Source organism: Bradyrhizobium sp. NDS-1, assembly GCF_032918005.1.
Classification (GTDB): Bacteria; Pseudomonadota; Alphaproteobacteria; order Rhizobiales; family Xanthobacteraceae; genus Bradyrhizobium; species Bradyrhizobium tunisiense.
Genome location: NZ_CP136628.1, coordinates 383775 through 410283, shown reverse-complemented (window position 1 = coordinate 410283; position 26509 = coordinate 383775). Strand labels below are relative to the sequence as shown.

Annotated in this window: 23 protein-coding genes; 9 read left to right on the top strand and 14 right to left on the bottom strand. The window is 64.6% G+C overall.

Going from position 1 to position 26509, the window contains the following annotated elements; genetic code table 11:
• Positions 1-42 precede the first annotated feature (42 nt).
• The 5 genes from RX330_RS01960 (at position 43) to RX330_RS01940 (ending at position 5089) form a co-directional block, all read left to right on the top strand.
• Positions 43-1008 carry a tyrosine recombinase XerC gene (locus RX330_RS01960; protein ID WP_212082024.1) on the top strand — a complete coding sequence of 322 codons (966 nt, stop codon included), beginning with the start codon at positions 43-45 and terminating at the stop codon, positions 1006-1008.
• A gap of 157 nt (positions 1009-1165) precedes the next feature.
• Positions 1166-1414 (top strand): hypothetical protein, encoded by a 249-nt coding sequence (locus RX330_RS01955; RefSeq protein ID WP_317241893.1) that lies wholly within the window; start codon positions 1166-1168, stop codon positions 1412-1414.
• On the top strand, positions 1407-2816 hold the full coding sequence (locus RX330_RS01950; RefSeq protein WP_317241892.1) for a class I SAM-dependent methyltransferase: 1410 nt from the start codon (positions 1407-1409) through the stop codon (positions 2814-2816). The genes RX330_RS01955 and RX330_RS01950 overlap by 8 nt, the downstream gene beginning before the upstream one ends.
• A 1-nt stretch (position 2817) precedes the next feature.
• Positions 2818-4356 (top strand): sulfatase-like hydrolase/transferase, encoded by a 1539-nt coding sequence (locus RX330_RS01945; RefSeq protein WP_317241891.1) that lies wholly within the window; start codon positions 2818-2820, stop codon positions 4354-4356.
• Positions 4357-4495: 139 nt separating this feature from the next.
• On the top strand, positions 4496-5089 hold the full coding sequence (locus tag RX330_RS01940; protein WP_212082035.1) for a DUF4337 domain-containing protein: 594 nt from the start codon (positions 4496-4498) through the stop codon (positions 5087-5089).
• Between the two features lie 169 nt (positions 5090-5258).
• Here the strand turns inward: RX330_RS01940 and RX330_RS01935 are convergent, their stop codons facing one another.
• From RX330_RS01935 to RX330_RS01880, 12 genes are all read right to left on the bottom strand, one after another.
• Positions 5259-5789 (bottom strand): hypothetical protein, encoded by a 531-nt coding sequence (locus tag RX330_RS01935; protein ID WP_317241890.1) that lies wholly within the window; start codon positions 5787-5789, stop codon positions 5259-5261.
• A gap of 35 nt (positions 5790-5824) precedes the next feature.
• Positions 5825-7225, bottom strand: a complete 1401-nt coding sequence (gene lpdA / locus RX330_RS01930; protein WP_317241889.1) for a dihydrolipoyl dehydrogenase — start codon at positions 7223-7225, stop codon at positions 5825-5827.
• A 56-nt stretch (positions 7226-7281) separates the two neighbouring features.
• Positions 7282-8043: an SDR family oxidoreductase gene (locus RX330_RS01925; RefSeq protein WP_317241888.1), complete on the bottom strand. Its 762-nt coding sequence runs from the start codon at positions 8041-8043 to the stop codon at positions 7282-7284.
• A gap of 52 nt (positions 8044-8095) precedes the next feature.
• Positions 8096-9334 carry a 2-oxoglutarate dehydrogenase complex dihydrolipoyllysine-residue succinyltransferase gene (gene odhB / locus RX330_RS01920; protein WP_212082047.1) on the bottom strand — a complete coding sequence of 413 codons (1239 nt, stop codon included), beginning with the start codon at positions 9332-9334 and terminating at the stop codon, positions 8096-8098.
• Positions 9335-9513: 179 nt separating this feature from the next.
• Positions 9514-12471: a 2-oxoglutarate dehydrogenase E1 component gene (locus RX330_RS01915; RefSeq protein ID WP_212082049.1), complete on the bottom strand. Its 2958-nt coding sequence runs from the start codon at positions 12469-12471 to the stop codon at positions 9514-9516.
• A 137-nt stretch (positions 12472-12608) separates the two neighbouring features.
• Positions 12609-13493: a succinate--CoA ligase subunit alpha gene (gene sucD / locus RX330_RS01910; protein WP_212082051.1), complete on the bottom strand. Its 885-nt coding sequence runs from the start codon at positions 13491-13493 to the stop codon at positions 12609-12611.
• Positions 13494-13526: 33 nt separating this feature from the next.
• A complete protein-coding gene (locus RX330_RS01905) occupies positions 13527-14006 on the bottom strand; it encodes a DUF1579 family protein (protein ID WP_212082053.1) in 480 nt (159 codons plus the stop codon).
• Positions 14007-14010: 4 nt separating this feature from the next.
• A complete protein-coding gene (sucC, locus tag RX330_RS01900; protein WP_212082061.1) occupies positions 14011-15210 on the bottom strand; it encodes an ADP-forming succinate--CoA ligase subunit beta in 1200 nt (399 codons plus the stop codon).
• 205 nt (positions 15211-15415) lie between these two features.
• Positions 15416-16384, bottom strand: coding sequence for a malate dehydrogenase (mdh, locus tag RX330_RS01895; protein ID WP_008145224.1), 969 nt, complete (start codon positions 16382-16384; stop codon positions 15416-15418).
• 250 nt (positions 16385-16634) lie between these two features.
• Positions 16635-17819, bottom strand: coding sequence for a cell division protein ZapE (gene zapE, locus RX330_RS01890; protein WP_212082063.1), 1185 nt, complete (start codon positions 17817-17819; stop codon positions 16635-16637).
• A gap of 209 nt (positions 17820-18028) precedes the next feature.
• A complete protein-coding gene (thpR, locus tag RX330_RS01885) occupies positions 18029-18565 on the bottom strand; it encodes an RNA 2',3'-cyclic phosphodiesterase (protein ID WP_194405433.1) in 537 nt (178 codons plus the stop codon).
• Between the two features lie 173 nt (positions 18566-18738).
• Entirely contained in the window at positions 18739-19383 is a 645-nt protein-coding gene (locus tag RX330_RS01880; RefSeq protein ID WP_212082072.1) for an arylesterase, read from the bottom strand.
• Between the two features lie 55 nt (positions 19384-19438).
• Between RX330_RS01880 and RX330_RS01875 the strand changes: the two genes are divergently transcribed.
• The 4 genes from RX330_RS01875 to RX330_RS01860 all read left to right on the top strand — a co-directional run bounded on the left by RX330_RS01875 (position 19439) and on the right by RX330_RS01860 (position 24552).
• Positions 19439-20158 carry an ABC transporter ATP-binding protein gene (locus RX330_RS01875; RefSeq protein WP_212082074.1) on the top strand — a complete coding sequence of 240 codons (720 nt, stop codon included), beginning with the start codon at positions 19439-19441 and terminating at the stop codon, positions 20156-20158.
• Positions 20155-22725: an ABC transporter permease gene (locus RX330_RS01870; protein ID WP_317241887.1), complete on the top strand. Its 2571-nt coding sequence runs from the start codon at positions 20155-20157 to the stop codon at positions 22723-22725. The genes RX330_RS01875 and RX330_RS01870 overlap by 4 nt, the downstream gene beginning before the upstream one ends.
• Positions 22726-23005: 280 nt before the next feature.
• A complete protein-coding gene (locus RX330_RS01865; RefSeq protein WP_212082078.1) occupies positions 23006-23797 on the top strand; it encodes a Bax inhibitor-1/YccA family protein in 792 nt (263 codons plus the stop codon).
• Positions 23798-24024: 227 nt separating this feature from the next.
• Complete coding sequence (locus RX330_RS01860; protein WP_212082080.1) at positions 24025-24552, top strand: GNAT family N-acetyltransferase; 528 nt, start codon at positions 24025-24027, stop codon at positions 24550-24552.
• A 113-nt stretch (positions 24553-24665) separates the two neighbouring features.
• Here the strand turns inward: RX330_RS01860 and RX330_RS01855 are convergent, their stop codons facing one another.
• Together RX330_RS01855 and RX330_RS01850 are read right to left on the bottom strand one after the other, a co-directional pair.
• On the bottom strand, positions 24666-25034 hold the full coding sequence (locus RX330_RS01855; protein ID WP_212082082.1) for a DUF2794 domain-containing protein: 369 nt from the start codon (positions 25032-25034) through the stop codon (positions 24666-24668).
• A gap of 586 nt (positions 25035-25620) precedes the next feature.
• On the bottom strand, positions 25621-26397 hold the full coding sequence (locus RX330_RS01850) for a DUF1223 domain-containing protein (RefSeq protein ID WP_317241886.1): 777 nt from the start codon (positions 26395-26397) through the stop codon (positions 25621-25623).
• Positions 26398-26509: the final 112 nt, after the last annotated feature.

The following is a 26509-nucleotide window of genomic DNA, read 5'->3' as shown; positions in this document are numbered from 1 at the left end:
TGTGATGCGATATACTGTCGGGAATCACCACGTCCAGAGCGCATGAGCAAAGCGGCCGCCCCACAGATCGAGCTCGCCAGCGCCGATCCCTCGATCGCGCAGGAGATGACGCGCTGGCTGTCGCATCTCGGCGCCGAGCGGCGGCTGTCGCCGAAGACGCTGGAAGCCTATGGCCGCGACTTGCGGCAATGCCTGGATTTCCTCTGTGCTTACTGGGGCGAGCGCGTCACGCTGGAGCGCTTCGCCGCGCTGGAAGCAACCGACGTGCGCGCCTTCATGGCGATGCGCCGCGCCGACGACATTGCCGGCCGCTCGCTGATGCGCGCGCTTGCGGGCCTGCGCTCGTTCGGCCGCTTTCTCGAGCGCGAAGGCAAGGGCAAGGTCGGCGCGCTCTCTGCCATTCGCGCGCCGAAAGTCGCCAAGAGCCTGCCAAAGCCGCTGCCGATGGCATCCGCCAAGCGTCTTGCCGATGCCGACGAGCGCGCCGGCGAGGATCGCGAGACCTGGATTCTGGCGCGTGATGCCGCGGTGATGGCGCTCTTGTACGGATCGGGCCTGCGCATCTCCGAAGCGTTGGGGTTGAAGCGCCGCGAGGTGCCGCGCCCGGGCGAAGGCGACGTGCTCGTTGTCACGGGCAAAGGCAACAAGACCCGCATGGTCCCGGTGCTGCAGAACGTGCTGGAACTGGTACAGGAATACGTCGCGATGTGCCCCTATCCGCTGCCTGCCGAAGGTCCGATCTTCGTTGGCGCACGCGGCGGCCCCTTGAGCCCGCGCATCATCCAGCTCGCGATGGAACGGCTGCGGGGTGCGCTCGGCCTGCCCGACAGCGCCACGCCGCACGCGCTCCGGCATTCCTTCGCCACGCATTTGCTCTCGCGCGGCGGGGACTTGCGCGCCATCCAGGAACTGCTCGGCCATTCCTCGCTCTCGACCACGCAGATCTATACCGGCATCGATTCCGAGCGCCTGCTGGAAGTCTATGCCAGCGCGCATCCGCGGCGCTGAGGCTGCGAACCTGTCGGCCATGCGCAGCGCAGCGGCAGACAGACCGTTGACGGCCGGCGGAATGGAGCGGATTTCGGTTTACGCGCGTAGGTGGATGGTACAAAAGACCTATAGGCGGCCCGTGTAACCCGCGACTATCGTCTACGGTATGTGGAAAATGAACAAGATTTCTTCGGGAATGACTGTGGCGGCGCTGGCCGGAATCGCCGTGCTGATGCCGACCAGTGCCTATGCCTATCTGGATCCGGGGAGCGGCGCCTTCGCCGTGCAAGCGCTGCTTGCCGCCATCGCCGGCGGCCTGATCGCCATTCGCGCTTACGGAAAGCGGGTGATGGGCTTCTTCCGGCGCCCGAAATCGTCGCCGGACGTCGCCACCAACAGATCGATACCGGACCGCGATGCGTGATCCCGGATCGTTCCGCGATCCCTCGGGCTACGTCTTCACCCATGCAGGCCGAATCTTTCGCGCGGTCGACGACGACGCCTATCGCAACTTCCTGCTGCTGAAATCGTCGGGCGCCTACGAGGCGCTGATCGATAGAGGATGGATCGTCGCCGCGGAGGATGCAGGCTCCGACGAAGCGACGCAGACTCTGATTCATGCCGAATCGGGTCGACGGAAAGTTCTGGAGCATCCAAGGCTCCCGTTCATCTCCTACCCGTATGAATGGCCGTTCGAGCTGCTCAAGCGCGCCGCCCTGCTCCATCTCGATGTCCATCTGCTCGCGCTCGACTACGGCCTGACGCTGTCGGATGCGACCGCGTACAATATTCAGTTCATCGGAATCCGACCGGTCTTCATCGACATTTCCTCGTTCGTGCCGTACCGCAACGGCGACTATTGGGACGGCCACCGGCAATTCGTCGAGCAGTTCGTGAATCCCTTGCTGATGCGCGCCCTGCTCGGTGTCGCGCACAACGCCTGGTACCGCGGCGCGCTGGAGGGCATTCCGACCGCCGACATGGCGGCGCTGGTCGGATGGCCCAAACGGTGGTTCTCCCCGGACATCCTGACCAACATCACGCTTCCGGACCGCTTTCAGCGACGGGCGCGCCGCGCACCGGATCAGCCCTCGCGCGCGCCAAAGCCGCTCCCCGTCGCCGCGCTTCAGATGATGTTGCGCCGCTTGCGGCGCTGGATCTCCAATCTCGCGCCGAAAGACGCCGGACCGACCGAATGGCAGCAATATGAGCGCGGCAATCTTTCATATTCCGACACCGAGGAAAGCAGGAAGGAAGAGTTCGTCAGCCGCTTTGCACAGAACATTACCTTGGCCTGCGCGTGGGACATCGGATGCAACACCGGTCGATATTCGCAAGCGCTTCTGCAAAACCGGGTCCGGTCCGTGATCGGGTTCGACGCCGATCTCAACGCGCTCGACATTGCGGTGGCGCGCGCGACCGCGGACAATCTGGACTTTCTCCCGCTGTTCAGCGATGCGGCAAATCCAAGCCCCGGTCAGGGCTGGGCGGAGACCGAGCGTTCAGGGCTGCATTCGCGCAGCAACGCTGACGCCGTCATCGCGCTCGCGATCGTGCACCATCTCGCCATCGGCCGGAACATTCCGCTGCCGTCGGTGCTGGATTGGCTCGTCGGACTGGCGCCACGCGGCGTGATCGAGTTCGTTCCGAAGTCCGACCCGATGATCCAGCGCATGCTGCGATTGAGGCGCGACGTTTTCGATGGCTATGACGGCGACCAATTCGAGCGCGCGTTGACCCGCCATGCAACGATCGTGCGGCGGCTCGAGCTCACCCCGGGTGGCCGCACCCTGTATGAATTTACAAGACATGCCGGTCGAGACTGAAATGCCGCTCCGATCCAACGACAGATTCGTCCTCCTCCGCGCGGTCGCATCGGCCGTGCTTCTGTCCACGATGGCCCTGCTCAATTTCTACGCGGCAAACATGAGCGTGCTGGCGAACCCGTCGCGTGTTCTGCAATACGCGGCCGGCATCGTGGCGATCGCCGCAGTCCTCTCGGTGTGCCTCGCATTGCTGCTGCGCAAGGTCCCGCCATGGCGCATCGTTCTTGCGGTCGGGCTGACGATCTTCGTCTTCTTCGCCTATCGCGTCGAGCTGGTCGAATACGAGATGAAGGGCCGCTTCGGCGACTGGGCCGCGATTGCCTGGACCATGATGGCCGTCGCCACCGGCATCGGCGCCCTGATCGTCATCCGCCATCCGGCACTCGTGACAATCGCACTGGTGGCGTCGTTGGCGTTTGCCGCCCAGCCCGTCACCCGCATCGCGACCGCGCTTGTGAAGGAGCAGCGCGCGCCGCGCCCGGTCCCGGACGCCGGCGAACCTGCGATGAAGCTCACGATGTCTCCCAACATCTATTGGATCGTGCTCGACGCCTATCCAAGGCAGGACGTCCTCAAGGAAGATTTTTCATTCGACAACAGCGGCTTCCTCGCGTCGCTCGGCGCAAAGGACTTTACGGTATTTCGCAACGCGCGCTCGAATTTTCAGGCGACGGCCAATTCGATATCGAGCACGGCCAACGCCGACTATACCGTCGATGGCGAAGGCAAGGACCTCAAGGCTTTCCCGGTGCAGCGGCTGTATCCGATCGTGCGAGGCAAGAACCGGACGGTGGCCCGGCTCACCTCGGCCGGATACAGCTATGTCCACTTCGAAAACGGCTATGACAACCTGACCAAATGCGCGTTCGACGCGCCGCGATGCCTGCGCGGAAACGTCGGACTGGACGAAACGGACGTCGCCATCCTCTCCAACACACCGGTCGTCGACTTGATCATCGGTCGGCGGCAATCGCCGTTTGCGTGGGGCGGCGTGGATGACCTGACCCATCTGCTGAATGAGGTCCAGGCGACTCCATCGCCGTTCTTCCTGTACGCGCACATCCTGGTGCCGCATGTACCGTTCCGCTTCACGGCGGACTGCGGTTTGCGCCCGGCCGCCCCGGACCTCCAGCGCTGGGACCCCGCGAGCCGCCCGGCCTTCCTCGACCAGCTCCGCTGCACCAACGCGCAGGCGCTGACGCTTGTCGACAAGATCGTGTCGTCAGATCCGGGCGCACTGATCATCCTGCAGTCGGATCATGGCACGGACTTCCGCGGCCAGACCAAGCGTTCGCCCTCGACCTGGTCGGATGCCGATCTCCACGAACGATTCGGCGTTCTGGATGCTATACGGCTGCCGAAGCAATGCCGCGCGGCCGCTCCGGACGACATCACCTTGATCGACACCTTTCCGCTGGTCTTTGCCTGCCTGACCGGCAGCGCGTTCGAACCGCGTCATCCGCGCTTCTTCGTCACGCCGTATGACGACATGCCCGACTTCGGGGATGCGGTCGAATTTCCGGCGGAGCGGGTGCGGTGAACGATCGACGTGTCGCTCGCGCGCCTGCCCAGCAGGCTCCGCAGCCGACAGACTGACACACTCTCGTCATAGCTCTCGTGCCTCTTGCGCGGCGCACGCGGTTCGGTCATTCGTTGCGGAACCGAGGCAGGAGAGATTTATGGGCGCACATGAAAGCATGGAGCATGCCGAGCACGCCGAACACGCGTCCGGCTCGAACAAGAAGATCGCGCTCCTGATCGCCGTTCTGGCGCTTTTCCTGGCGATCTCGGAGACGCTGGGCAAAGGCGCCCAGACCGAATCGATCAGCAAGAATGTCGAGGCATCCAATCTCTGGGCGTTCTTCCAGGCCAAGAGCATCCGCCGCACCGTGGTGATCACGGCGGCCGAGCAAGGCAAGCTGACGCTGGGCTCGCTGGCCGACGATGCGGCCATGAAGCCGACCGTGCAGAAGCAGATCGACGATTGGACCAAGACCGCGCAGCGCTATCGCTCCGAGCCCGAGACCGGCGAAGGTACCGAGCAACTCGCGGAGAAAGCCAAGCACGCCGAGCACGCCCGCGACGAGGCGACCGCGAAATACCACCATTTCGAATTGGCCTCGGCCGCGTTCCAGATCGGCATCGTGCTGGCGTCGGCGACGATCATCACCGGCATGCTCGTGCTCGCCTATGTCAGCGGTGCGCTGACGATCGCCGGCCTCCTCATGACCGCGCTCGGCCTGTGGTGGCCGCATCTGCTGCATCTGCATTGAGGGATTCGGGCGCTGCTGCGCACGCTTGAAACCACACAGACAGTGTCATGCCCCGGCTTGACCGGGGCATCCAGTACTCCACGGCACCTCGGTTCTAGCTCGCCGTCTCTGGAATTCTGGATTGCCCGCCTTCGCGGGCAATGACAGCGAGTATGTACAAGCGGCGGGACTACCGCGCCTGGTGCACGCTCTTCCTGAACCGCTGGATCATACGCAGCGTGCGTGACGACCAGCCCTCGCCATCGCCGGCGATCAGCTCGCGAATGCGCTGCTTGATCGGGTTGACAAGCTCCGCCGCCTTGGCGCGCACCTTCAGCACGAGATCGTAGATCCGCTCGAACCAGCGCATCTCCAGGAGCTTGGCGCGCGTCACGTCGAACACGAAGGCGGTGACGCCGACGCCGACCAACTTGCCGAATACGATCGTGAAGAACGCGCTGATCCAGTATTCGTGCGCGAGCAGCCACAGGCCGACCAGCTTGAGCGGAAACAGCGGAATGACGGGGACCGCGAACACGAGCAGCGTCATCGCCGGCGACAGCGCATCGACGCGATCCGTCAGCCACTGCTTGAAGCGCGCCAGCGGAACGGCCGCCACAATCCGCGCGACGATCGGCTCGAGATGGTCCCACAGCCAGGCTTCGATCAGGAAGACGATCGCAAGCAGGACCCAGACCGGTTGAAGAAGGCGGCGCAGCATGTGTTTCCCGCCCGTTTCGGTTCCTGGGCGCGTGGCTACATATGGATGGCCCGCTTGCCCACTGCAAGCGCGGCCTCCTTGACGGCTTCCGAGCGGGTCGGATGGGCGTGGCAGGTGCGCGCGAGATCTTCCGCGCTGCCGCCAAACTCCATCAGAACGGCCGCCTCATGGATCATCTCGCCGGCCTCAATGCCGATGATGTGCACGCCGAGCACACGATCGGTCTTCGCATCCGCGAGAATCTTCACGAAGCCGTCGGTGGTCTGATTGACCTTGGAGCGGCCATTGGCGGTGAAGGGAAATTTTCCGACCGTATAAGCCACGCCCGCCTGCTTCAGCTCCTCCTCGGTCTTGCCGACGGAGGACACTTCCGGCGTCGTATACACGACGCCCGGGATCACGTCGTAGTTCACGTGGCCGGCCTGGCCTGCGATGATCTCCGCGACCGCAACGCCCTCGTCCTCGGCCTTGTGCGCAAGCATCGGGCCTGCAACGACGTCGCCGATGGCATAGACGCCCTTCAGGCTGGTGGCGAAATGCGGATCGATCTGGACGCGGCCGCGGGGATCGAGCGCAACGCCGGCCTCCTTCAGGCCGAGCGCGTCGGTGTAGGGCACGCGGCCGATGCAGACCAGCACGACGTCGGCTTCCAGCGTCTCGGCGGCGCCGCCGGCGGCGGGCTCGATCGTCGCCTTCAGCGTCTTGCCGGAGCTGTCGACCGCGGTGACCTTGGCGCCGAGCTTGAACGCAAAGCCCTGTTTTTCCAGGATGCGCTGGAATTGCTTGGCGATCTCGCCGTCCATGCCGGGCAGGATACGGTCGAGGAATTCGACGACGACGACTTCGGCACCGAGACGATGCCAGACCGAGCCGAGCTCGAGGCCGATCACGCCGGCGCCGACGATCAGCAGCTTGCCGGGGACCTTGTCCAGCGACAACGCGCCGGTCGAGGACACGATGCGCTTCTCGTCGATCTCGATGCCCTTCAGACGCGCGATGTCCGAGCCGGTGGCGATCACGATGTTCTTGGTCTCGACAACTTGCGACTTGCCGTCGGCGGAGACTTCCACCTTGCCGGTCCCCAGGATCTTGCCGGTGCCCTTGAGCACGTCGATCTTGTTCTTCTTCATCAGGAACTCGACGCCCTTGACGTTGCCGTCGATGCCCTGCTGCTTGAAGTTCATCATCGCGGGGAGATCGAGCTTCGGCGACGACACCGATATGCCCATCTTGGCGAAGGAGTGCCCGGCTTCCTCGAACATCTCGGAGGCGTGCAGCAGCGCCTTCGACGGCATGCAGCCGACATTGAGGCAGGTGCCGCCGAGGGTGGCGTTCTTTTCGACCACGGCGACCTTCATGCCGAGCTGGGCTGCGCGCACCGCGCAGACATAACCGCCAGGTCCGGTGCCGATGACGACGAGATCGTAGGTAGCCATGAGAGGAAGTCCCGTGAGTTTAGCGTGATGGGATGCGTCAGCGTCCGCGCGGCGCGTCAGCGTCCGCCGGACACATCGAGAGTGGCTGCGGTGACGTAGGAGGCCTCGTCCGACATCAGCCAGACGATGGCGTTGGCGATTTCATCGGCGGTGCCGACGCGCTTCATCGGCACCATGTGGGCCAGACGATGATGCCGGTCGGGCTCGCCGCCGGAGGCGTGAATTTCGGTATCGATCAGGCCGGGGCGAATGCCCGCGACACGAATGCCTTCGCCGGCGACCTCGTAGCCGAGGCCGGTGGTGAAGGAATCGATCGCGCCTTTAGAAGCGGCATAATCGACATAGGTGTTGGGCGCGCCGAGCTTGGCCGCCACCGACGACAGATTGACGATGACGCCGCCCTTGCCGCCATGCCTGGTCGACATCCGCTTCACAGCCTCGCGCGCGCAAAGGATCGAGCCGGTGACGTTGACCGCCATCACGCGCTGGATGCGCTCGGCCGACATCTCGTCGACGCGCACGCCGCTCGTGCCGACGATGCCGCCGTTGTTGACGAGGGCGCCGAGCGTGCCGAACTTGTCGGCTTCCTTGAAGAGGTCGACGATGTCGCGTTCCTCGGCGACATCGCACTTCACCGCGATGGCCTTGCCGTTGCTGGCCGCGATCTGCGCGACCACCTCGTCGGCGGCCCTCTTGTTGCTGGCGTAGCCAACCACGACCCGATAGCCGCGCGCGGCCGCGGCAATCGCGGTCGCCCGCCCGATGCCGCGGCTGCCGCCGGTGATGACAACGACCTTATCCGTCACGCGCGCCTCCATGGTTCGACATGCGCCGTCGCGAATGGCGGCGGCGCTCGCAGAGCATCAGGGATCAGAGATCGAGCACGAGGCGCGCCGGATCTTCCAGGCTCTCCTTGACCCGAACCAGGAAGGTGACGGCTTCCTTGCCGTCGATGACGCGGTGATCGTAGGACAGTGCCAGGTACATCATCGGGCGGACCTCGATCTTGCCGCCGACGACCATCGGCCGCTCCTGGATCTTGTGCATGCCGAGGATGCCGGACTGCGGCGCGTTCAGGATCGGGGTCGACATCAGCGAGCCGTAGATGCCACCATTGGTGATGGTGAAGGTGCCGCCCTGCATCTCGTCGATCTTGAGCTGGCCGTCACGGGCGCGGCGGCCGAAATCGGCGATGCCCTTCTCGATGTCGGCGATCGACTTGTGGTCGCAGTCGCGCACCACGGGCACGACGAGGCCCTTGTCGGTGCCGACGGCGACTCCGATGTGGTAATAGTTCTTGTAGATCAGATCGGTGCCGTCGATCTCGGCGTTGACGGCCGGGATGTCCTTCAGCGCCTGCACGACGGCCTTGGTGAAGAAGCCCATGAAGCCGAGCTTGCTGCCGTGCTTCTTCTCGAACGCATCCTTGTAGTGCGCGCGCAGTGCCATCACGTTGGTCATGTCGACCTCGTTGAAGGTCGTGAGCATGGCCGCGGTGTTCTGCACGTCCTTGAGGCGGCGCGCGATGGTCTGGCGCAGGCGGGTCATCTTGACGCGCTCTTCGCGGGCGGCGTCATCGGCCGGCGAGGGCGCGCGCACCTGCACGGCGGCGGCGGGCTGGTTGACCGGGGTCGGCGCGGAGGCCGCACGCTCGATCGCGGCGAGCATGTCGCCCTTGGTAACGCGGCCGTCCTTGCCGGAGCCCGGAACGGTCGAGGCATCGACGCCGCTCTCGGCCGACAGTTTCCGCACGGAAGGCGCGAGCGGGGCGTCGGCCGGCGGCGCCTTCGCAGCCGGAGCCGGTGCAGCAGCTGCTGCCGCGGGAGCGGCTGCAGCAGGCTTGGCCGGCGCAGCGGCCGGCTTGGCAGCGCCGACACCGTCGGTGATCTGGCCGAGTAGCGCGCCGACCGCGACGGTCGCGCCATCGGCGGCGATGATCTCGCTCAGCGTGCCGGCGGACGGCGCCGGGACTTCGATGGTGACCTTGTCGGTCTCGAGCTCCACCAAGGGCTCGTCGACGGCGACAGGATCGCCGGCCTTCTTGAACCAGCGGCCGATGGTGGCCTCGGTGACGGATTCGCCGAGCGTCGGCACACGAATTTCAGTCATGGTCTTTTGTCCTTAGGGATCGCCAATGCGGTCATAAGTGCGGATGCCATCGCCTGCGAAAAGCAAGCCATCCAGCAAACCGGGAGCTCGTACGGGGCACGGACGTCACGGCGTGTTGGATGCCCCGCTCCAGTGCGCTGGTTGCACACGAAGGCGGGGCCTGACGCAGTTCAAGAAATTCAGCTCAGTGCTTCGTCCAGGAACGCCTTCAACTGCGCCTGATGCTTGGACATCAGACCCGTGGCGGTCGCAGCGGAAGCGGCGCGGCCGACATAACGCGGACGCCGGCTCGCACCGTTCACCTGGTTCAGCACCCATTCCAGATAGGGCTCGATGAAGTGCCAGGCACCCATGTTGCGGGGCTCTTCCTGGCACCACACCACTTCGGCCTTCTTGAAGCGCGACAGCTCGGCCACCAGCGCCTTCAGCGGCACCGGATAGAGCTGCTCGACGCGCATCAGATAGATGTCGTCGATGCCGCGCTTCTCGCGCTCCTCGTAGAGGTCGTAATAGACCTTGCCGGAGCACAGCACGATGCGGCGGACCTTCTCGTCCGGAACGAGCTTGATGGGCTCGTTCGGCAGCATCTGGGCGTCATCATAGAGGATGCGGTGGAACGTCGTGCCCTTCGCCAGCTCCTCGAGACGCGAGACCGCCCGCTTGTGGCGCAGCAGCGATTTCGGCGTCATCATGATCAGCGGCTTGCGAATCTCGCGGTGGAGCTGCCGGCGCAACGCGTGGAAATAGTTCGCCGGCGTGGTCGGGTAGACCACCTGCATGTTGTCTTCGGCGCTCATCTGCAGGAAACGCTCCAGACGCGCCGAGGAATGCTCCGGTCCCTGGCCCTCATAGCCGTGCGGCAGGAGGCAGACGAGGCCGGACATGCGCAGCCATTTGCGCTCACCCGAAGAGATGAACTGGTCGAACACGACCTGCGCGCCGTTGGCGAAGTCGCCGAACTGGGCTTCCCACAGCGTCAGCGTGTTCGGCTCGGCGAGCGAGTAGCCGTATTCGAAGCCGAGCACGGCTTCTTCCGACAGCAGCGAGTTGATGACCTCGTAATGTCCCTGCTCGTTGCCGAGATGATTGAACGGCGTGTAGCGATTCTCGGTCTCCTGATCGATCAGGACCGAATGGCGCTGCGAGAAGGTGCCGCGCTCGGAATCCTGCCCGGACAGACGGACATGGTGGTTTTCCTGCAGCAACGTGCAGAACGCCAGCGCTTCGCCGGTTGCCCAGTCGATGCCGGCACCGGTGTCGATCGCCTTGGCGCGATTGTCGAGGAAGCGCTGGATGGTACGGTGGACGCGAAAACCATCCGGCACCTTGGTGATCTTGCGGCCGATGTCCTTCAGAACAGGCAGATCGACGCCGGTGACGCCGCGACGGGCGTCCTCTTCCTGATCGGCGATCTTGAAGCCGGACCACTTGCCGTCGAGCCAGTCGGCCTTGTTAGGCTTGTAGGAGGTGCCGGCCTCGAACTCGGCATCGAGCCGGGCGCGCCAGTCGGCCTTCAGCTTGTCGACCTCGCCCTCGGTGACCACGCCTTCGGCGATCAGGCGCTTGGAGTAGAGCGTCAGCGTCGAGGGATGGGCTGCGATCCGCTTGTACATCACAGGCTGGGTGAAAGCCGGCTCGTCGCCTTCGTTGTGGCCGTAGCGGCGATAGCACCACATGTCGATGACGACGGGCTTGTGGAATTTCTGCCGGAACTCGGTCGCGACCTTGGCCGCGAACACGACGGCTTCCGGATCGTCGCCGTTGACGTGGAAGATCGGCGCATCGATCATCTTCGCCACATCCGACGGATAGGGCGAGGAACGCGAGTAGCGCGGATAGGTGGTGAAGCCGATCTGGTTGTTGACGATGAAGTGCACGGATCCGCCGGTGCGGTAGCCCTTCAGGTCGGACAGGCCGAAACATTCCGCGACGACGCCCTGGCCGGCGAACGCTGCGTCGCCATGCATCAAGAGAGGCATCACCGAGATGCGCATGTCGGGCGGATCGCCGTGCTGATCCTGCTTGGCGCGCACCTTGCCGAGCACGACGGGATCGACGATCTCGAGATGCGAGGGGTTCGCGGTCAGCGACAGATGGATGCGATTGCCGTCGAACTCGCGGTCCGAGGACGCGCCGAGGTGATACTTGACGTCGCCGGAGCCTTCGACCGCGTCCGGGTTGGCCGAACCACCCTTGAACTCGTGGAACAGCGCGCGGTGCGCCTTGCCCATGACCTGCGTCAGCACGTTGAGGCGGCCGCGATGCGGCATGCCCAGCACGATTTCCTTCACGCCGAGATTGCCGCCGCGCTTGATGATCTGCTCGAGCGCGGGGATCAGGGCTTCGCCGCCGTCGAGGCCGAAGCGCTTGGTGCCGGTGAACTTGGTGTCGCAGAACTTTTCGAAGCCTTCGGCTTCGACCAGCTTCATCAGGATGGCTCTGCGACCTTCAGGGGTGAACGAGATCTCCTTGTCGGGTCCCTCGATGCGCTCCTGGATCCAGGCCTTCTGCGCGGCGTTGCTGATGTGCATGAACTCGACGCCGAGCGTCTGGCAGTAGGTGCGCTCGCAGATCGCGGTGATCTCGCGCAAGCTGCCGTATTCGAGGCCGAGCACGTGGTCGAGGAAGATCTTGCGGTCGAAATCGGCTTCGCTGAAGCCGTAAGTGCGCGGGTCGAGCTCTTCGCGGTTGCGCTGGGCTTCGATGCCGAGCGGATCGAGCTTGGCGTGGAAGTGACCACGCATGCGGTAGGAGCGGATCAGCATCAGGGCACGGACGGAGTCGCGCGTGGCCTGGAGCAGGTCGGCCGAGGAGATGTCGGCGCCCTTGGCTTGTGCCTTGGCGGCGATCTTGCCGCCGACCGCCTTCTCGACTTCAGCCCAATTACCGTCGAGGGCGGAGGTCAGGTCATCCTTCGGGGTCAGCGGCCAGTTGTCGCGCTCCCAGGACGGGCCCTCGGCGTTCTTCCGGACGTCGGCCGGCTGGTCGTTGAGGCTCTTGAAGAACTCCTGCCACTCGGCGTCGACCGAGGACGGGTCCTTCTCGTAGCGGGCGTAGATTTCGTCGATGTAGGTGGCGTTGGTGCCCTGCAAAAAGGAAGACAAGGCAAAGGCTGCGTTCGCGTCCTGGCGAGACATACTGGAGTTCCTGGCGATTTCGGTTCGCGCATATCAAACGGCGCTGACGCCGAGCTCCCCGGCAGAGGCTCGGCGCGACAGGCACCCTTTACCCTATTTGCTGCGAAACTTCGCCCGGAAAAGTACGAAGAAGTGAATTAGCTTTTCAACTTTTCGGCAAGCGTATGGCCGAGCCGCGCCGGCGAGGGTGACACTGTAATCCCTGCCGATTTCATCGCCTCGGTCTTGGAACCGGCATCGCCTTTGCCGCCCGAAATGATCGCGCCGGCATGGCCCATGCGGCGGCCGGGAGGCGCAGTGACGCCGGCGATGAAGCCGACCATCGGCTTCTTGCGGCCGCGCTTCGCCTCGTCCTTAAGGAACTGGGCGGCGTCCTCCTCGGCGGAACCGCCGATCTCGCCGATCATGATGATGGATTCGGTCTTGGGGTCGGCGAGCAGCATTTCCAGCACGTCGATGAACTCGGTTCCCTTGACCGGGTCGCCGCCGATGCCGACCGCGGTGGTCTGGCCGAGGCCTTCCTGGGAGGTCTGGAACACGGCTTCATAGGTCAGCGTGCCGGAGCGGGAGACGATGCCGACCGAGCCGGTCTTGAAGATGTTGGCGGGCATGATGCCGATCTTGCACTCGCCGGCGGTCATGACGCCCGGGCAGTTCGGCCCGATCAGGCGCGACTTGGAGCCGGCCAGTGAGCGCTTCACACGCACCATGTCGATGACGGGAATGCCCTCGGTGATGCAGACGATCAGCGGGATCTCGGCGTCGATGGCTTCGCAGATCGCGTCCGCCGCGCCCGGCGGCGGCACGTAGATCACCGACGCGTCGGCGCCGGTCTTCTCACGCGCATCGCGCACGGTGTCGAACACCGGCAGGCCCAGATGCGTCGAGCCGCCTTTGCCCGGCGAGGTGCCGCCGACCATCTTGGTGCCATAGGCGATCGCGGCCTCCGAGTGGAAGGTGCCGTTCTTGCCGGTGAAGCCCTGGCAGATGACCTTGGTGTTCTTGTCGATCAGGATGGACATGAGGTCTGCTTTCGCGAACTAACGAGTGAGAGGTCAGTGGATGCGGCGGTAGACGCCGGTGAGCACGTCGGCCCAGCCTTCCGCGTCCGGCGAGAACTGGATCTTCAACGAGTAGGAATCCTCATTGATGATTTCGTAGACGTGGCGCGCATTGCCGCGGAGCGAGCCGCGCACCAGCGTCAGGGTCTTGCCGACCCACCCGCCGGAAGCGGGCGAGGGTGGCGTGTAACCGAGCGAATCGTACCAGAACAGTTTGTAGGTCCGGTCGTCGCGATCGAAGGTGAAGATGCCGTGGGTGGCGAAGATCTGCTTGCCGTCGCGCATCTGGACGCTGTCCTGGATCAAGTAAAATCCATTGAGATCCATGCGCGCGACAGTGCGCGAGGTGGCCGGCCCGCCCGCATTCCAGCGCGACGGGAAAACCACCTCTTCGCCATCCCATTCGCCGGCGAACGCGGAAAGACGCGCGTGCTCGGCGAGCGGAGATGATGCGGCAAGATGGTCCTGGGCCATGGCCTTAGCCTCCCTTGACGGCCTTCACGATCTTCTGCGCGGCGTCGTCGAGATTGTCGGCCGGCACCACGTTCAGGCCGGACTCACGGATGATCTTCTTGCCGAGCTCGACATTGGTGCCTTCGAGGCGGACCACCAGCGGCACGCTGAGGCCGACTTCGCGCACGGCGGCCGTGACGCCCTCGGCGATCACGTCGCACTTCATGATGCCGCCGAAGATGTTGACGAGGATGCCCTTCACGTTGGGATCGGCGGTGATGATCTTGAAGGCGGCTGCGACCTTCTCCTTGCTGGCGCTGCCGCCGACGTCGAGGAAGTTGGCGGGCGACATGCCGTAGAGCTTGATGATGTCCATCGTCGCCATCGCAAGACCGGCGCCGTTGACCATGCAGCCGATATTGCCGTCGAGGGTGACGTAGTTGAGATCGTATTTCGACGCCTCGATTTCCTTGGCGTCTTCCTCGGTCAGATCGCGCAACGACACCGCGATCTCGGGATGGCGGAACAGGGCGTTGTCATCGAACGACACCTTGGCGTCGAGGACGCGGAGCTCGCCCTCCTTGGTGACGACGAGCGGATTGATCTCCAGCATCGACATGTCCTTGGCGACGAAGGCGGAGTAGAGCTGCGCGGTGAGCTTCTCGGCCTGCTTGGCAAGGTCGCCCGACAGGTTCAGCGCCTTCGCAACGGTGCGGCCGTGATGGCCCATGATGCCGGTGGCGGGATCGACCGAGAAAGTGACGATCTTCTCGGGCGTGTTGTGTGCGACGTCCTCGATGTTGACGCCGCCTTCGGTCGACACCACGAAGGAGACGCGCGAGGTCTCGCGGTCGACCAGGATCGAGAGGTAGAATTCCTTGTCGATGTTCGATCCGTCCTCGATGTAAAGACGGTTGACCTGCTTGCCGGCGGGACCGGTCTGCACGGTCACCAGCGTGGCGCCCAGCATCTGCTTGGCGAATTCGTTGACCTCTTCGACCGACTTGGCGATGCGGACGCCGCCCTTGTCCCCCGCGGACGCCTCCTTGAACTTGCCCTTGCCGCGCCCGCCGGCATGGATCTGGCTCTTCACCACCCAGACCGGGCCCGGAAGCTGTCTTGCGGCGGCGTCGGAGTCCGAGGCCTTGAGAACCGCTACGCCGCGCGAAATCGGAACGCCGAATTCATGCAGCAGCGCTTTGGCCTGATATTCATGGATATTCATATGGTCGCTCCCTGAACCCGCGGGCGGTGACCTCTTGGGCCCACCTCAGTCTTGTGGCTGGCATACCATATACCACAGGAACTGCAACCCGGATTCTTTGACATCGATCTCTGGACTGCCGAACCGGGACCTGTCCGGACAACCGGGCCCCGGAAATGAAACCGCCGAAGACCGGGTTTCGGTCTTCGGCGGGGATTGTTGCGCCTTAGCGACCGAGAAGATCGGGGGCGATCTTCTTGCAGGCGTCGACCAGACCCTGCACCGCGCCGACCGACTTGTCGAAGGCCTCGCGGTCCTTGCCGGCGAGTTCGATCTCGACGACGCGCTCGACGCCCTTGGAGCCGATCACCACGGGCACGCCGACATACATGTCCTTCACGCCGTATTCGCCGTTCAGGTACGCGGCCGAGGGCAGCACGCGCTTCTTGTCACGCAGATAGCTCTCGGCCATCGCGATCGCCGAGGCGGCCGGGGCGTAGAAGGCCGAGCCGGTCTTGAGCAGGTTGACGATCTCGGCGCCGCCGTTGCGGGTGCGGTCGACGATCTCGTCGAGACGCGCCTGCGAGGTCCAGCCCATCTTGACGAGGTCGGGCAGCGGGATCCCGGCGACGGTGGAATACTTCACCAGCGGCACCATGGTGTCGCCATGGCCGCCGAGCACGAAGGCGGTGACGTCCTCGACCGAGACGTTGAACTCGTCGGCGAGGAAGTAACGGAAGCGCGCCGAATCCAGCACGCCGGCCATGCCGACCACCTTCTTGTGCGGCAGGCCGGAAGCCTTCTGCAGCGCCCAGACCATCGCGTCGAGCGGGTTGGTGATGCAGATGACGAAGGCGTCGGGCGCGTACTTCTTGATGCCGGCGCCGACCTGCTCCATGACCTTGAGGTTGATGGAGAGGAGGTCGTCGCGGCTCATGCCAGGCTTGCGCGGCACGCCGGCGGTGACGATGCAGACCTTGGCATTGTCGAGCGCCTCGTAGGAATTGGCGCCGGTGTAATGCGCGTCAAAACCGTCGACCGGCGATGACTGCGCGATGTCGAGCGCCTTGCCCTGCGGCACGCCCTCGGCGATGTCGAACATCACGACGTCGCCCAGTTCTTTCAGGCCGATGAGGTGAGCCAGCGTTCCGCCGATCTGACCGGAGCCAATCAAAGCAATCTTGTCGCGCGCCATGTGAGCCTGTCCTTTAGACACGTAAGGAGGGGAAAACTGAGAGGGTGGTTATCCCTTTCGCCTCCCCCGTTCAAGTCGCCGGATGCCCATTTGTCGGGCTTGGCGCGGCCTCGGGCACGCAGCCCTGTCATTCCGGGGCGCGACGAAAGTCGCGAGCCCGGAATCCATCGGGCGGCAGAGCGCGCTGATCAATGGATTCCGGGCTCGTCGCTTCGCGACGCCCCGGAATGACAGCGCTGGCAAATAGGACTTAAGTCTCCACCAGACCCTTGGTGGAGCCGCTCGCGGTGGAATCCTTGCGGCCGTGAGCCAGCGCCAGATAGGATTCCGAGCTCATTTCGATCAGGCGCGAGGCGGTGCGCTTGAACTCCATGGCCTCAACGCCCTCATGGGCGAGGTAGAGCGAGATCGGATTGGCGTCGGCCGACGCCATCAGCTTCACGGCATTGTCATAGAGCGCGTCGATCAGCGTGATGAAGCGCTTGGCGGCATTGCGCTGGGAGAGATCCATCACTGGAATATGGTCGACCAGGATGGTGTGGTAATCGTGCGCCAGCCTGAGGTAGTCGGATGCGCCCAGCGGCTTCTCGCAGAGATCGGCGAACGAAAACCGCGCCACGCCGTGAGCCGAGCACGGCACGTGCAGGATCCGGCCCTTGATCGAAATATCGCGCGAGCGGCATTTGGCGCCGCCCGACATCCGCGACCAGGCCCGGTCGAGAGCTGCGTCCGCATCAGCGCCCGCCGGCGTCAGCCACATCGGCACGCCCTGGAGCTTCTCCAGCCGGAAGTCGGTGCGCGCATCGAGCCGCGCAACGTCCATGTGGTCGGTGATCTGCCTGATGAAGGGCAGGAACAGCGAACGGTTGAGGCCGCCCTTGTAGAGATCGTCGGGGGCGACGTTGGAGGTCGCGACCACGACGGTGCCGAGCTCGAACAATTTGGCGAACAGGCGCCCGAGGATCATCGCATCCGCGATGTCGGTGACGTGGAATTCGTCGAAGCAGAGCAGCCAGCTCTCCTCGAAGATCGCATTCGCGGTCAGCGCGATGACGTCGCCGTCGGCGATCTCGCCGCGCGCGATGCCCTGGCGATAGTCGTAGATGCGCTCATGCACGTCGGCCATGAATTCGTGGAAATGCGCGCGCCGCTTGTGCTCGACGGTGGAGTGCTGGAAGAACAGGTCCATCAGCATGGTCTTGCCGCGGCCGACCTCGCCATGGATGTAGAGCCCGCGCGGCGCCTCGTCCTTGTCGCTGCTGAACAGGCGGGCGAGCAGGCCCTGCTTGCGTTGCGGCGTATAGCTTGCGAGCCGCTGGTCGAGCACCGCATAGGCCTCGGCGACCTCGGCCTGCGCGGCATCCGGCTCGATCGCGCCGGAAGCGATCTGGGCCTGATAGGCTTCGCTGAATGGGGAACTTGGGGTCGAGAGCATGGCCCTTTACCGCCAGAGACGGACGGAAATTGCAAGCCGTCAATTGGGGGACGGGGTATGCGCATTCGTGTCCCGGACGCGCTGCAGCGCTCTTGCGCTGCTGCGCAGAGCCGGGACCCATCGTTTCGTTCATCGCCTCCGTGGAGCGATGGGCCCCGGCTCAGCAGCGCACCACGTCGTGGCGCTGCGTCCGGGGCACAAGAGCAGCGCTACTCACACAGCTCGTAGGCGTCCTCGACCACATACGGCCCGCCGCCGGTGGAAGCCCGCGATGAGAACAGCACAAACCGCTCCGCCATGAACGCCTTGCTCGGGAAGTAGCCGCGCAGCGAGAGATAATCGGCGACGTCGCGGTCGGTGGCATCGTGCAGCCGGGCCAGCGTGACGTGCGGGATGAACTTGCGCCCCTCCGGGTTGAGACCGATCCGCTGCATCATGCGTTCGAGCTCGGCCTGCAACTCCATCAGCGGCTTGCTCGGTGCGATGGTCGCAACGACTGCGCGCGGCTTGCGGCCGCCAAAACTCGTCAGCCCCTGCACCTTCACCTCGAACGGCTTGCGATCGACGCGAAACAGCATCGAGGCGATCTCGTTGGCGGAGACGCCGTCGATATCGCCGATGAAGCGCAGGGTGACGTGATAATTTTCGGGATCGATCCACCGGGCGCCGGGAAGGCCACCCCTCAAGTTGGAAAGCGACTGGCCGATCTCGGCCGGAATTTCCAGACCCGTGAACAAACGCGGCATCGTTTCGCACTCCCGATGCTTGGGTACGATCCTTCGAGCAGGATCATATCCAAATTAGAGCCGGCGACGAATCACCGGTACCCTGATTCCTATCGCAGTTGTGTGACTCTGCGAAGCATCGCACGCCCTACCCCGGTAAAACCCTGGGTATGAAGGTTGGCGCTGCCTGCGTTTCAACTTCGTTGCCCAGCGATCGTGCCAATGAATGCCTCCACGGTGGGCATGATCCTGCCAACGATGATGTCGACGCCTTCAGCGGTCGGATGAATGCCATCAGGCTGGTTGAGCTTGGCATCGGCGGCGACGGCATCGAGGAAGAACGGATAGAGCGGCACGTCGAATTTCTGCGCGAGCTCCGGATAAATCGAATTGAAGCGCGCGGCATAATCGGCGCCGTAGTTGGGCGGCGCCAGCATGCCGCATAGCATCACCGCGATCTTGCGCGCCTTGAGCCGCTGGATGATGTCGGTGAGCGCGGCCCGCGTCAAATCGGGATCGATGCCGCGCAGCGCATCGTTGGCGCCGAGCTCGACGATGACGCCTTCGGTTCCCTCGGGCACCGACCAGTCGAGCCGGTCGCGGCCGCCGGAGGTGGTGTCGCCGGACACCCCGGCATTGGTCATATCGACGGCTATGCCTTTGGCTTTCAAGGCTTTTTGTAGTTTCTGGGGGAACGCCTCCTGGGCCGGGAGGCCAAGACCGGCACTCAAGGAATCGCCGAGAACCACCAACTTGATCGGCTTGGCCGCCGGCTGTGCCTGTGCCGACGCGCCTGTCGCAATCGTCATCAAAGCGAGCATCAACACGGCTATGTGCATGAACAATCCGTAACGCCTCTCGACCGCGCTATCGGAGTTGCCATATGACCGGACCATGGACACTCGCATCGAACCCTCTTCGCTCGCCGCTGCCGCGGACACCATCGCCATTTCCAACGTCAATCTCTCATTGGGTACGGGCGCGGCACGCGTTCACATCCTCAAGGATATCAGCTTGCGGGTCGCCTCGGGCGAGACGATCGGGCTGATCGGCCCGTCAGGCTCGGGCAAATCCACGCTGCTGATGGTGATGGCGGGGCTGGAGCGTCCTGATAGCGGAGAGGTGGTGGTCTCTGGCACGCCTTTCAATGCCCTCGACGAGGACGCGCTGGCCCGCTTCCGCGGCCGCCAGGTCGGCATCGTCTTCCAGTCCTTCCATCTGATTCCGACCATGACGGCGCTGGAGAACGTCGCGGTGCCGCTCGAACTCGCCGGCAATCCGGACGCCGCCAAGCGCGCGGCACAGGAGCTGCAATCGGTCGGGCTCGGTGATCGCCTGCATCATTATCCGACGCAGCTCTCGGGCGGCGAGCAGCAGCGCGTGGCGCTGGCCCGCGCGCTGGCGCCCGATCCCGCCATCCTCGTCGCGGACGAGCCGACCGGCAATCTCGACGAGGCCACGGGAAAGCAGATCGTCGACCTCCTGTTCAGCAAGCATGCCGAGCGCGGCATGACCTTGGTGCTGGTCACGCATGATTCCTCGCTCGCGCATCGCTGCGACCGCGTGATCCGGCTACGCTCGGGCCGCATCGACACGCAGTCGGCGCCGGCATGAGCACGGCGGCCGAACCCTTCGCCAAGCCGGGCGGCGTCGCGCTGTCGCTGCGTTATGCGCTGCGCGAATTGCGCGGGGGCCTGCGCGGCTTCTATGTCTTCATCGCCTGCATCGCGCTCGGCGTGATGGCAATCGCCGGCGTCGGCTCGGTGTCGGCCAGCCTCTCCGACGGCCTTGCCCGCGAGGGCCGCACGCTGCTCGGCGGCGACGTCTCCTTCGTGCTGTTCCAGCGCGAAGCGAAACCTGAGGAGGTCGCTTTCCTGCGCTCGCGCGGCACGGTGTCGACCGCCGCCACCTTGCGCGGCATGGCGCGCGCGGCCGATGGCCAGCTCGCGCTGGTCGAGATGAAGGCGGTCGACGACACCTATCCGATGCTCGGCCAGCTCAAGCTTGCGCCGCAGCTGGCGATGCCCGATCTGCTTGCGGAACGTGACGGCGCCTTCGGCGCGGCCGCCGATCCGACGCTGCTGGCGCGGCTGTCGCTGAAGACCGGCGATCGCGTCACCATCGGCGCAGCGACCTTCCAGATCCGCAGCACGGTCGAAGCCGAGCCGGACAAGCTGGCCGGCGGCATCGGCTTCGGACCGCGCTTCCTGATCAGCGAGGCGGGCCTGCGCGCCACCGGCCTGATCCAGCCCGGCAGCCTGGTACGCTGGGTGTACCGGGTGAAGCTGCCTGATGCCACGAACAGCGAGCGCGCCACCGAAGCCTTCATCGCGGATGCGCGAAACGCAGCGCCGCAGGCCGGCTGGGAGATCCGCAGCCGCTCCAACGCGTCGCCGCAGCTCGAGCGCAACATCAGCCGGTTCACTGAGTTCCTGACCCTGGTCGGCCTCGCCGCGCTGCTGGTCGGCGGTGTCGGCGTGGCCAATGCCGTAAAGAGCCATATCGACCGGCGGCTCGAAGTGATCGCGGCCCTCAAGGCTGTCGGCGCCACCGGGCGCGACGTGTTCGGCATCTATCTGGCGCAGGTTCTCCTGCTGGCAGGCATTGGCTCGATCATCGGCCTCGCGCTCGGCGCCGCCATGCCCTTCGCCATCGTCGGCCTGTTCGGCAAGCTGCTGCCGCTGCCGGTGGTGCCGGCCGTGCATGCCGGCGAGCTCGCGCTGTCCTTCGTCTATGGCCTTTTGACCGCGCTCGCCTTCGGCCTGTGGCCGCTCGGACGGGTGCATGACGTGCCGGTGGCCGCCCTGTTCCGCGACACCATCAGCTCCGAATGGCACCGGCCGCGCCTGGGTTACCTCGTATTCATGGGCGTCGTGATCGCGCTGCTCGTCGCGGTCGTGATCGGGCTCTCGTTCGACAAGCGCATCGCCGCGGTGTTCGTGGCGTCCTCGGTCGTCGTGTTCGCTTTGCTGCGCGGCATCGCCGTCCTGCTGATGGGAACCGCCCGCCGGTTGCCGCGAACGCGGCTGCCGATGCTGCGTCTTGCGATCGCCAACATCCACCGCCCGGGCGCGCTGACGCCCTCGGTCGTGCTGTCGCTGGGCCTCGGGCTCGCGGTGCTCGTCACCATCACGCAGATCGACGGCAATCTGCGCCGGCAGTTCCTCGCAGCCCTCCCCGATCAGGCGCCCTCGTTCTTCTTCATCGACATCCCGAGCCCGCAGGCCGAGCAGTTCGACCTCTATCTGCGCCAGATCGCGCCGGGGGCGAAGGTCGAGGACGTGCCGATGCTGCGCGGACGAATCGTCGCGGCGCGCGGCGTTCGCGCCGAGGAGCTCAAGCCGACCACCGATTCCGAGTGGGTGCTGCAGAGCGATCGCGGCCTGACCTACACCGGCGAACTGCCGAAGGGTTCCAAAGTGGTCGAGGGCGAATGGTGGAGCGCGGACTATTCCGGCCCGCCGCTGGTCTCGATGGAGAAGAAGATCGCCGACGGATTGGGCCTCAAACTCGGCGACGAGATCGTGGTCAATGTGCTCGGCCGCGACATTCCGGCCAAAATCGGCAATCTGCGCACCATCGACTGGCAGGGACTCGGCATCAACTTCGTTCTCGTGTTCTCGCCGAACGCCTTCAAGGGCGCGCCGCATACCCATATCGCAACCCTGACCGAAGCCGGCGGCAATGCGGCAGGCGACGGCAAGATCATCAAGCAGGTCGCCGACGCCTACCCGATGGTGACGAGCGTGCGGGTGCGCGAGGTGATGGAGACGGTCGGCTCGGTGGTGACCAATCTGGCGCTGGCGATTCGCGGCGCGAGCGCCGTGACCCTGATCTCGGCGATCCTGGTGCTGGGCGGGGCGCTCGCCGCCGGCCATCGCCACCGGGTCTATGATGCGGTGATCCTGAAGACGCTGGGCGCGACGCGACTGCGGCTGCTGGGCGCCTATGCGCTCGAATATCTCCTGATCGGGCTCGCCACCGCATTGTTCGGCGTGATCTCCGGCAGCATCGCGGCCTGGATGATCGTGACGCGGGTGATGACGCTGAGCTTCGTCTGGCAGGCCGGCAGCGCGGCGGGCGTTGTGATGGCTGCCCTGGTCGTCACCGTCGGGCTCGGGCTCGCCGGCACGCTGCTGGCATTGAACAAAAAGCCCGCGACGGTGTTGCGGAATTTGTGACAAATTGAAGCGGCTGGCCGCGGGGGCGCGGAATCGCACGATTCCCGGGATTAACCACGACTGCTCGTCAGGCTCGCGTCAGGATTGCCGCGGAGGGCGACATTCAGCCGCGCGTGGAAGGTTGCAGCGAATGTGTTAGTTTCCCACATATCGAGTGGGTTCGGAGCCCCGATTGTTAGCCAGAATTTAGTCGGTTTGCATCGGTATCCGAGATAGAATTTGACGAACCGGCGGCGTGGCGACCCTCATGCCGGACGGACCAACCAACGGGAATTCGACCATGTCGGACCTAGACCGTAACTACGCTTCTCCTTTCGGCAGGGCCGCCGGGCGTGTTGACGCCGCGACGGTCGATGCCGGCCTGCGCGCCTATATGCTGCGCATCTACAACTACATGAGCATTGGCCTGGCCATCACCGGCCTGGCCGCGCTCGGCGTCTACATGGCCGCCGTGACCGACGTTCCGACGGCGGACGCGGTTCGCGTCGGCAAGCTGTTCCTGACGCCGTTCGGCTATGCGATGTTCGTGAGCCCCCTCAAGTGGCTGTTCATGCTGGCGCCGCTCGCGATGGTGTTCGTGATCTCGGCGGGCATCAACCGTCTCGCGCCTTCGACCGCCCAGATCCTGTTCTGGGTGTTCGCGGCACTGATGGGTATCTCGCTGTCGTCGATCTTCCTGGTGTTCACGCACACCTCGATCGTGCGGGTGTTCTTCATCACCGCGGCGACCTTCGGTGCGCTCAGCCTCTACGGGTACACCACCAAGCGTGACCTGACCGCCATGGGCTCGTTCCTGTTCATGGGCCTGATCGGCATCGTCATCGCCAGCCTGGTGAACCTGTTCCTGGCGAGCTCGATGCTGCAGTTCATCGTGTCGGTGGTCGGCGTGCTGGTGTTCTCGGGCCTCACCGCCTGGGATACGCAGCGGCTGAAGAACGACTACATCTACGGCTATTCCTCGGCCGGCGGTGAGGTCGCGGAGCGTGCAGCCATCACCGGCGCGCTGTCGCTGTACCTGAACTTCATCAACCTGTTCACGCTGCTGCTGCAGCTCCTCGGCCAGCGCGAGTAAGCGACGGATCAGAGTGAACGACATGAACCCCGGCCGAGAGGCCGGGGTTTTTGTTTGGGGTACGGTTGCCTCAGACACCGTCATTGCGAGCGCAGCGAAGCAATCCGGGAGTGCCTCCGCGGAGACAGCCTGGATTGCTTCGTCGCGAGAGCTCCTCGCAATGACGGGGTATGGGGTTGCGCCGAGGCCCCTTCCGGCCGCCGCGGGAAGGCTCTAATCTCGCCTCCATGTCCGCACCTGAAATCAGGCCCACGACCGAGGCCGACCTTCCCGCCATCACCGCCATCTACCAGCAGGCCGTCCGCGAGGGCACCGCGACGTTCGAGCTGGAGCCGCCCGACCTCGCAGAGATGACGCGCCGCTATCGCGTGCTGATCGAGGGCGGCTATCCCTATTTCGTCGCCATGCTGGAAGGACGCGTTGCCGGCTATGCCTATGCCGGTGCCTACCGTCCGCGCCCGGCCTATCGCTTCACGGTCGAGAACTCGATCTATCTCGATCCCTCCTTCCATCGCCGCGGTGTCGGCTCAAAGCTGCTGGAGCGGCTGATCACGGAATGCGAGGCGCGCGGCTTCCGCCAGATGATCGCGGTGATCGGCGATTCCGCCAATGCCGGCTCGATCGGCGTGCACACCAAAGGCGGCTTCAAGATGATCGGCACGCATCCCAATGTCGGGTTGAAATTCGGCCGCTGGCTGGACACGGTGATGATGCAGCGCGACCTCGGCGAGGGCGCAAGCACGGTGCCGAAATAGCTGCGCTCTCGTAGGGTGGGCAAAGCGTAGGCGTGCCCACCATCGCTGCGATAGAGAAAGGACGTGGGCACGGCGCGTCGCGCCTTTGCCCACCTACGTCGCCACTCGAGACGTCACACCACCGCCAGCTTGCGATCGATCACCAGCAGCACGCGTTCCAACTCGTGACCGCGGCGCAGGATCAGGCCGGTCGCCGAGATCACGCTGTACATGCCCTGCTTGCGCGCCAGCCGCGGATCCTTCTCGATGCGGTAGATCGGCACTTCCGAGGCACGGCGATAGACCGAGAACACGGCACGGTCCCTGAGGAAGTCGATGGCATAGTCGCGCCATTCGCCGTCGGCGACCATGCGGCCGTAGAGATTGAGAATGCGGTGCAGCTCGAGCCGGTTGAACGTCACTCGGTTCAGTTGCGTCGTCGCAGCGGCGGGACGCGCCGCCGCCCGCTGCTCGCTCGGATCAGCATCCTCCGACAGACTCATGGGAAGCGCGCCTCCTCGTCGCACGGCATGATCGCGTCCGCGAAAACCGTCCCCGGAGCCGCGGATCATGACGGTGATATGATTGCGCCAACCGTTCCCCGCCGCAAGACCTGTTGATGGAACTCGCCTGCTCAACTTGTCGGAATCGGGCACACGCAGGAGTGGAACTTCCTCGCGGCAAACCGTCACGGGATCGTTAGCAGGAATCATACTCTCGCCGCTTTTCCGCCCAGCGACTGCCGCCCTGCATTGCGAAAAGACTGAGGTGCGTTGACCCGGTCCTTTCGGTTCCGGATTCCTCAGCCCCCAGCCCCCCGGGGTCGAACAGGATCGGGTCTGTACGCGCAACAAGGAGGGCCAACGCAAGTTGGTCCTTTTTTGTTTGTGTCGGATGTTCCTGCCAACGCACCTTTTCTCCGGGAAGCCCGAAGACTGTCTCCCCTCATCCTGAGGGCCGCGCTTTTCGCGCGGCGTCCCGAAGGATGGAAGGCCCGGTTGCATCTGCGGGGCCTTGCATGGTTCGAGACGCGCGCAAGGGCGCACTCCTCACCATGAGGGTCGAGAGCAGAATGCGCTGATCAGAAAATCAGTGCAGCGACGTGTACGCCGCGCCCAGCATCGGGCCGGGCCTGTCCCGAGTGCCGTCCTGGATATAGACCACCGCGCCATCGACGCCGTCGCGCGTGAGGTTCTCGATCGGTACCGTCCAGCTTTCCGAACGCCCGGTCCAGTCACCGACCTTGAGCACGTTGCGCACCACATTATGATAGGTGACCTGCTGCCCGCGATTCTCGCCGCGGGTGATCGCGATCGGCACCGACTTGGCGATGGAGCAGATCCAGACCTCGCCCTGCGAGACTGCCGGCTCCTTGCTCGCGGCCACCGACACGTTGATCTGCTTGCCGGCGAGCGACATCGTCACCGGCACGCTCATCACGCCCTTACCCGGGTCGGACTTGCGGATCGCGTTCTCGATGCCCGCACGATCGCTGCCGACGACATGGGTGGAGCCGTTGACCACGACCTGCGGCGTGTAGACCTCGCGGTCACCGCGCACGCGCGAATACGCACGCTGGCGTGCAGAGAAGCGCGAATCCGCCAGCGTGTCCTTCCAACCGAGATAGTCCCAATAATCGATCGGCATGCTCAGCGCGATGATCGACGGGTCTTTGGACAGATCACCGATGATCTGGTCGGCGGGCGGACATGAGGAGCAGCCCTGTGAGGTAAACAATTCGACAACGGCGCGGGGATCAGCCTGTGCAGGACGGATGACGGCGACGATCGCACAGATGCCGATAGCTCCCGACCAGAGGGCACCGGACCAACGTGAAACCAGATGAGAAGCCGTCATTGTTGTCATGTCGAACGCCGCACACCATTGCTCGTGGAAAGGGAGATCTTATCGCCGGATGGTCACCGTAGTCTTACGGGGCGCGGTACACTCGACCGTCCAGGCCAACCGCCAAAGGGAG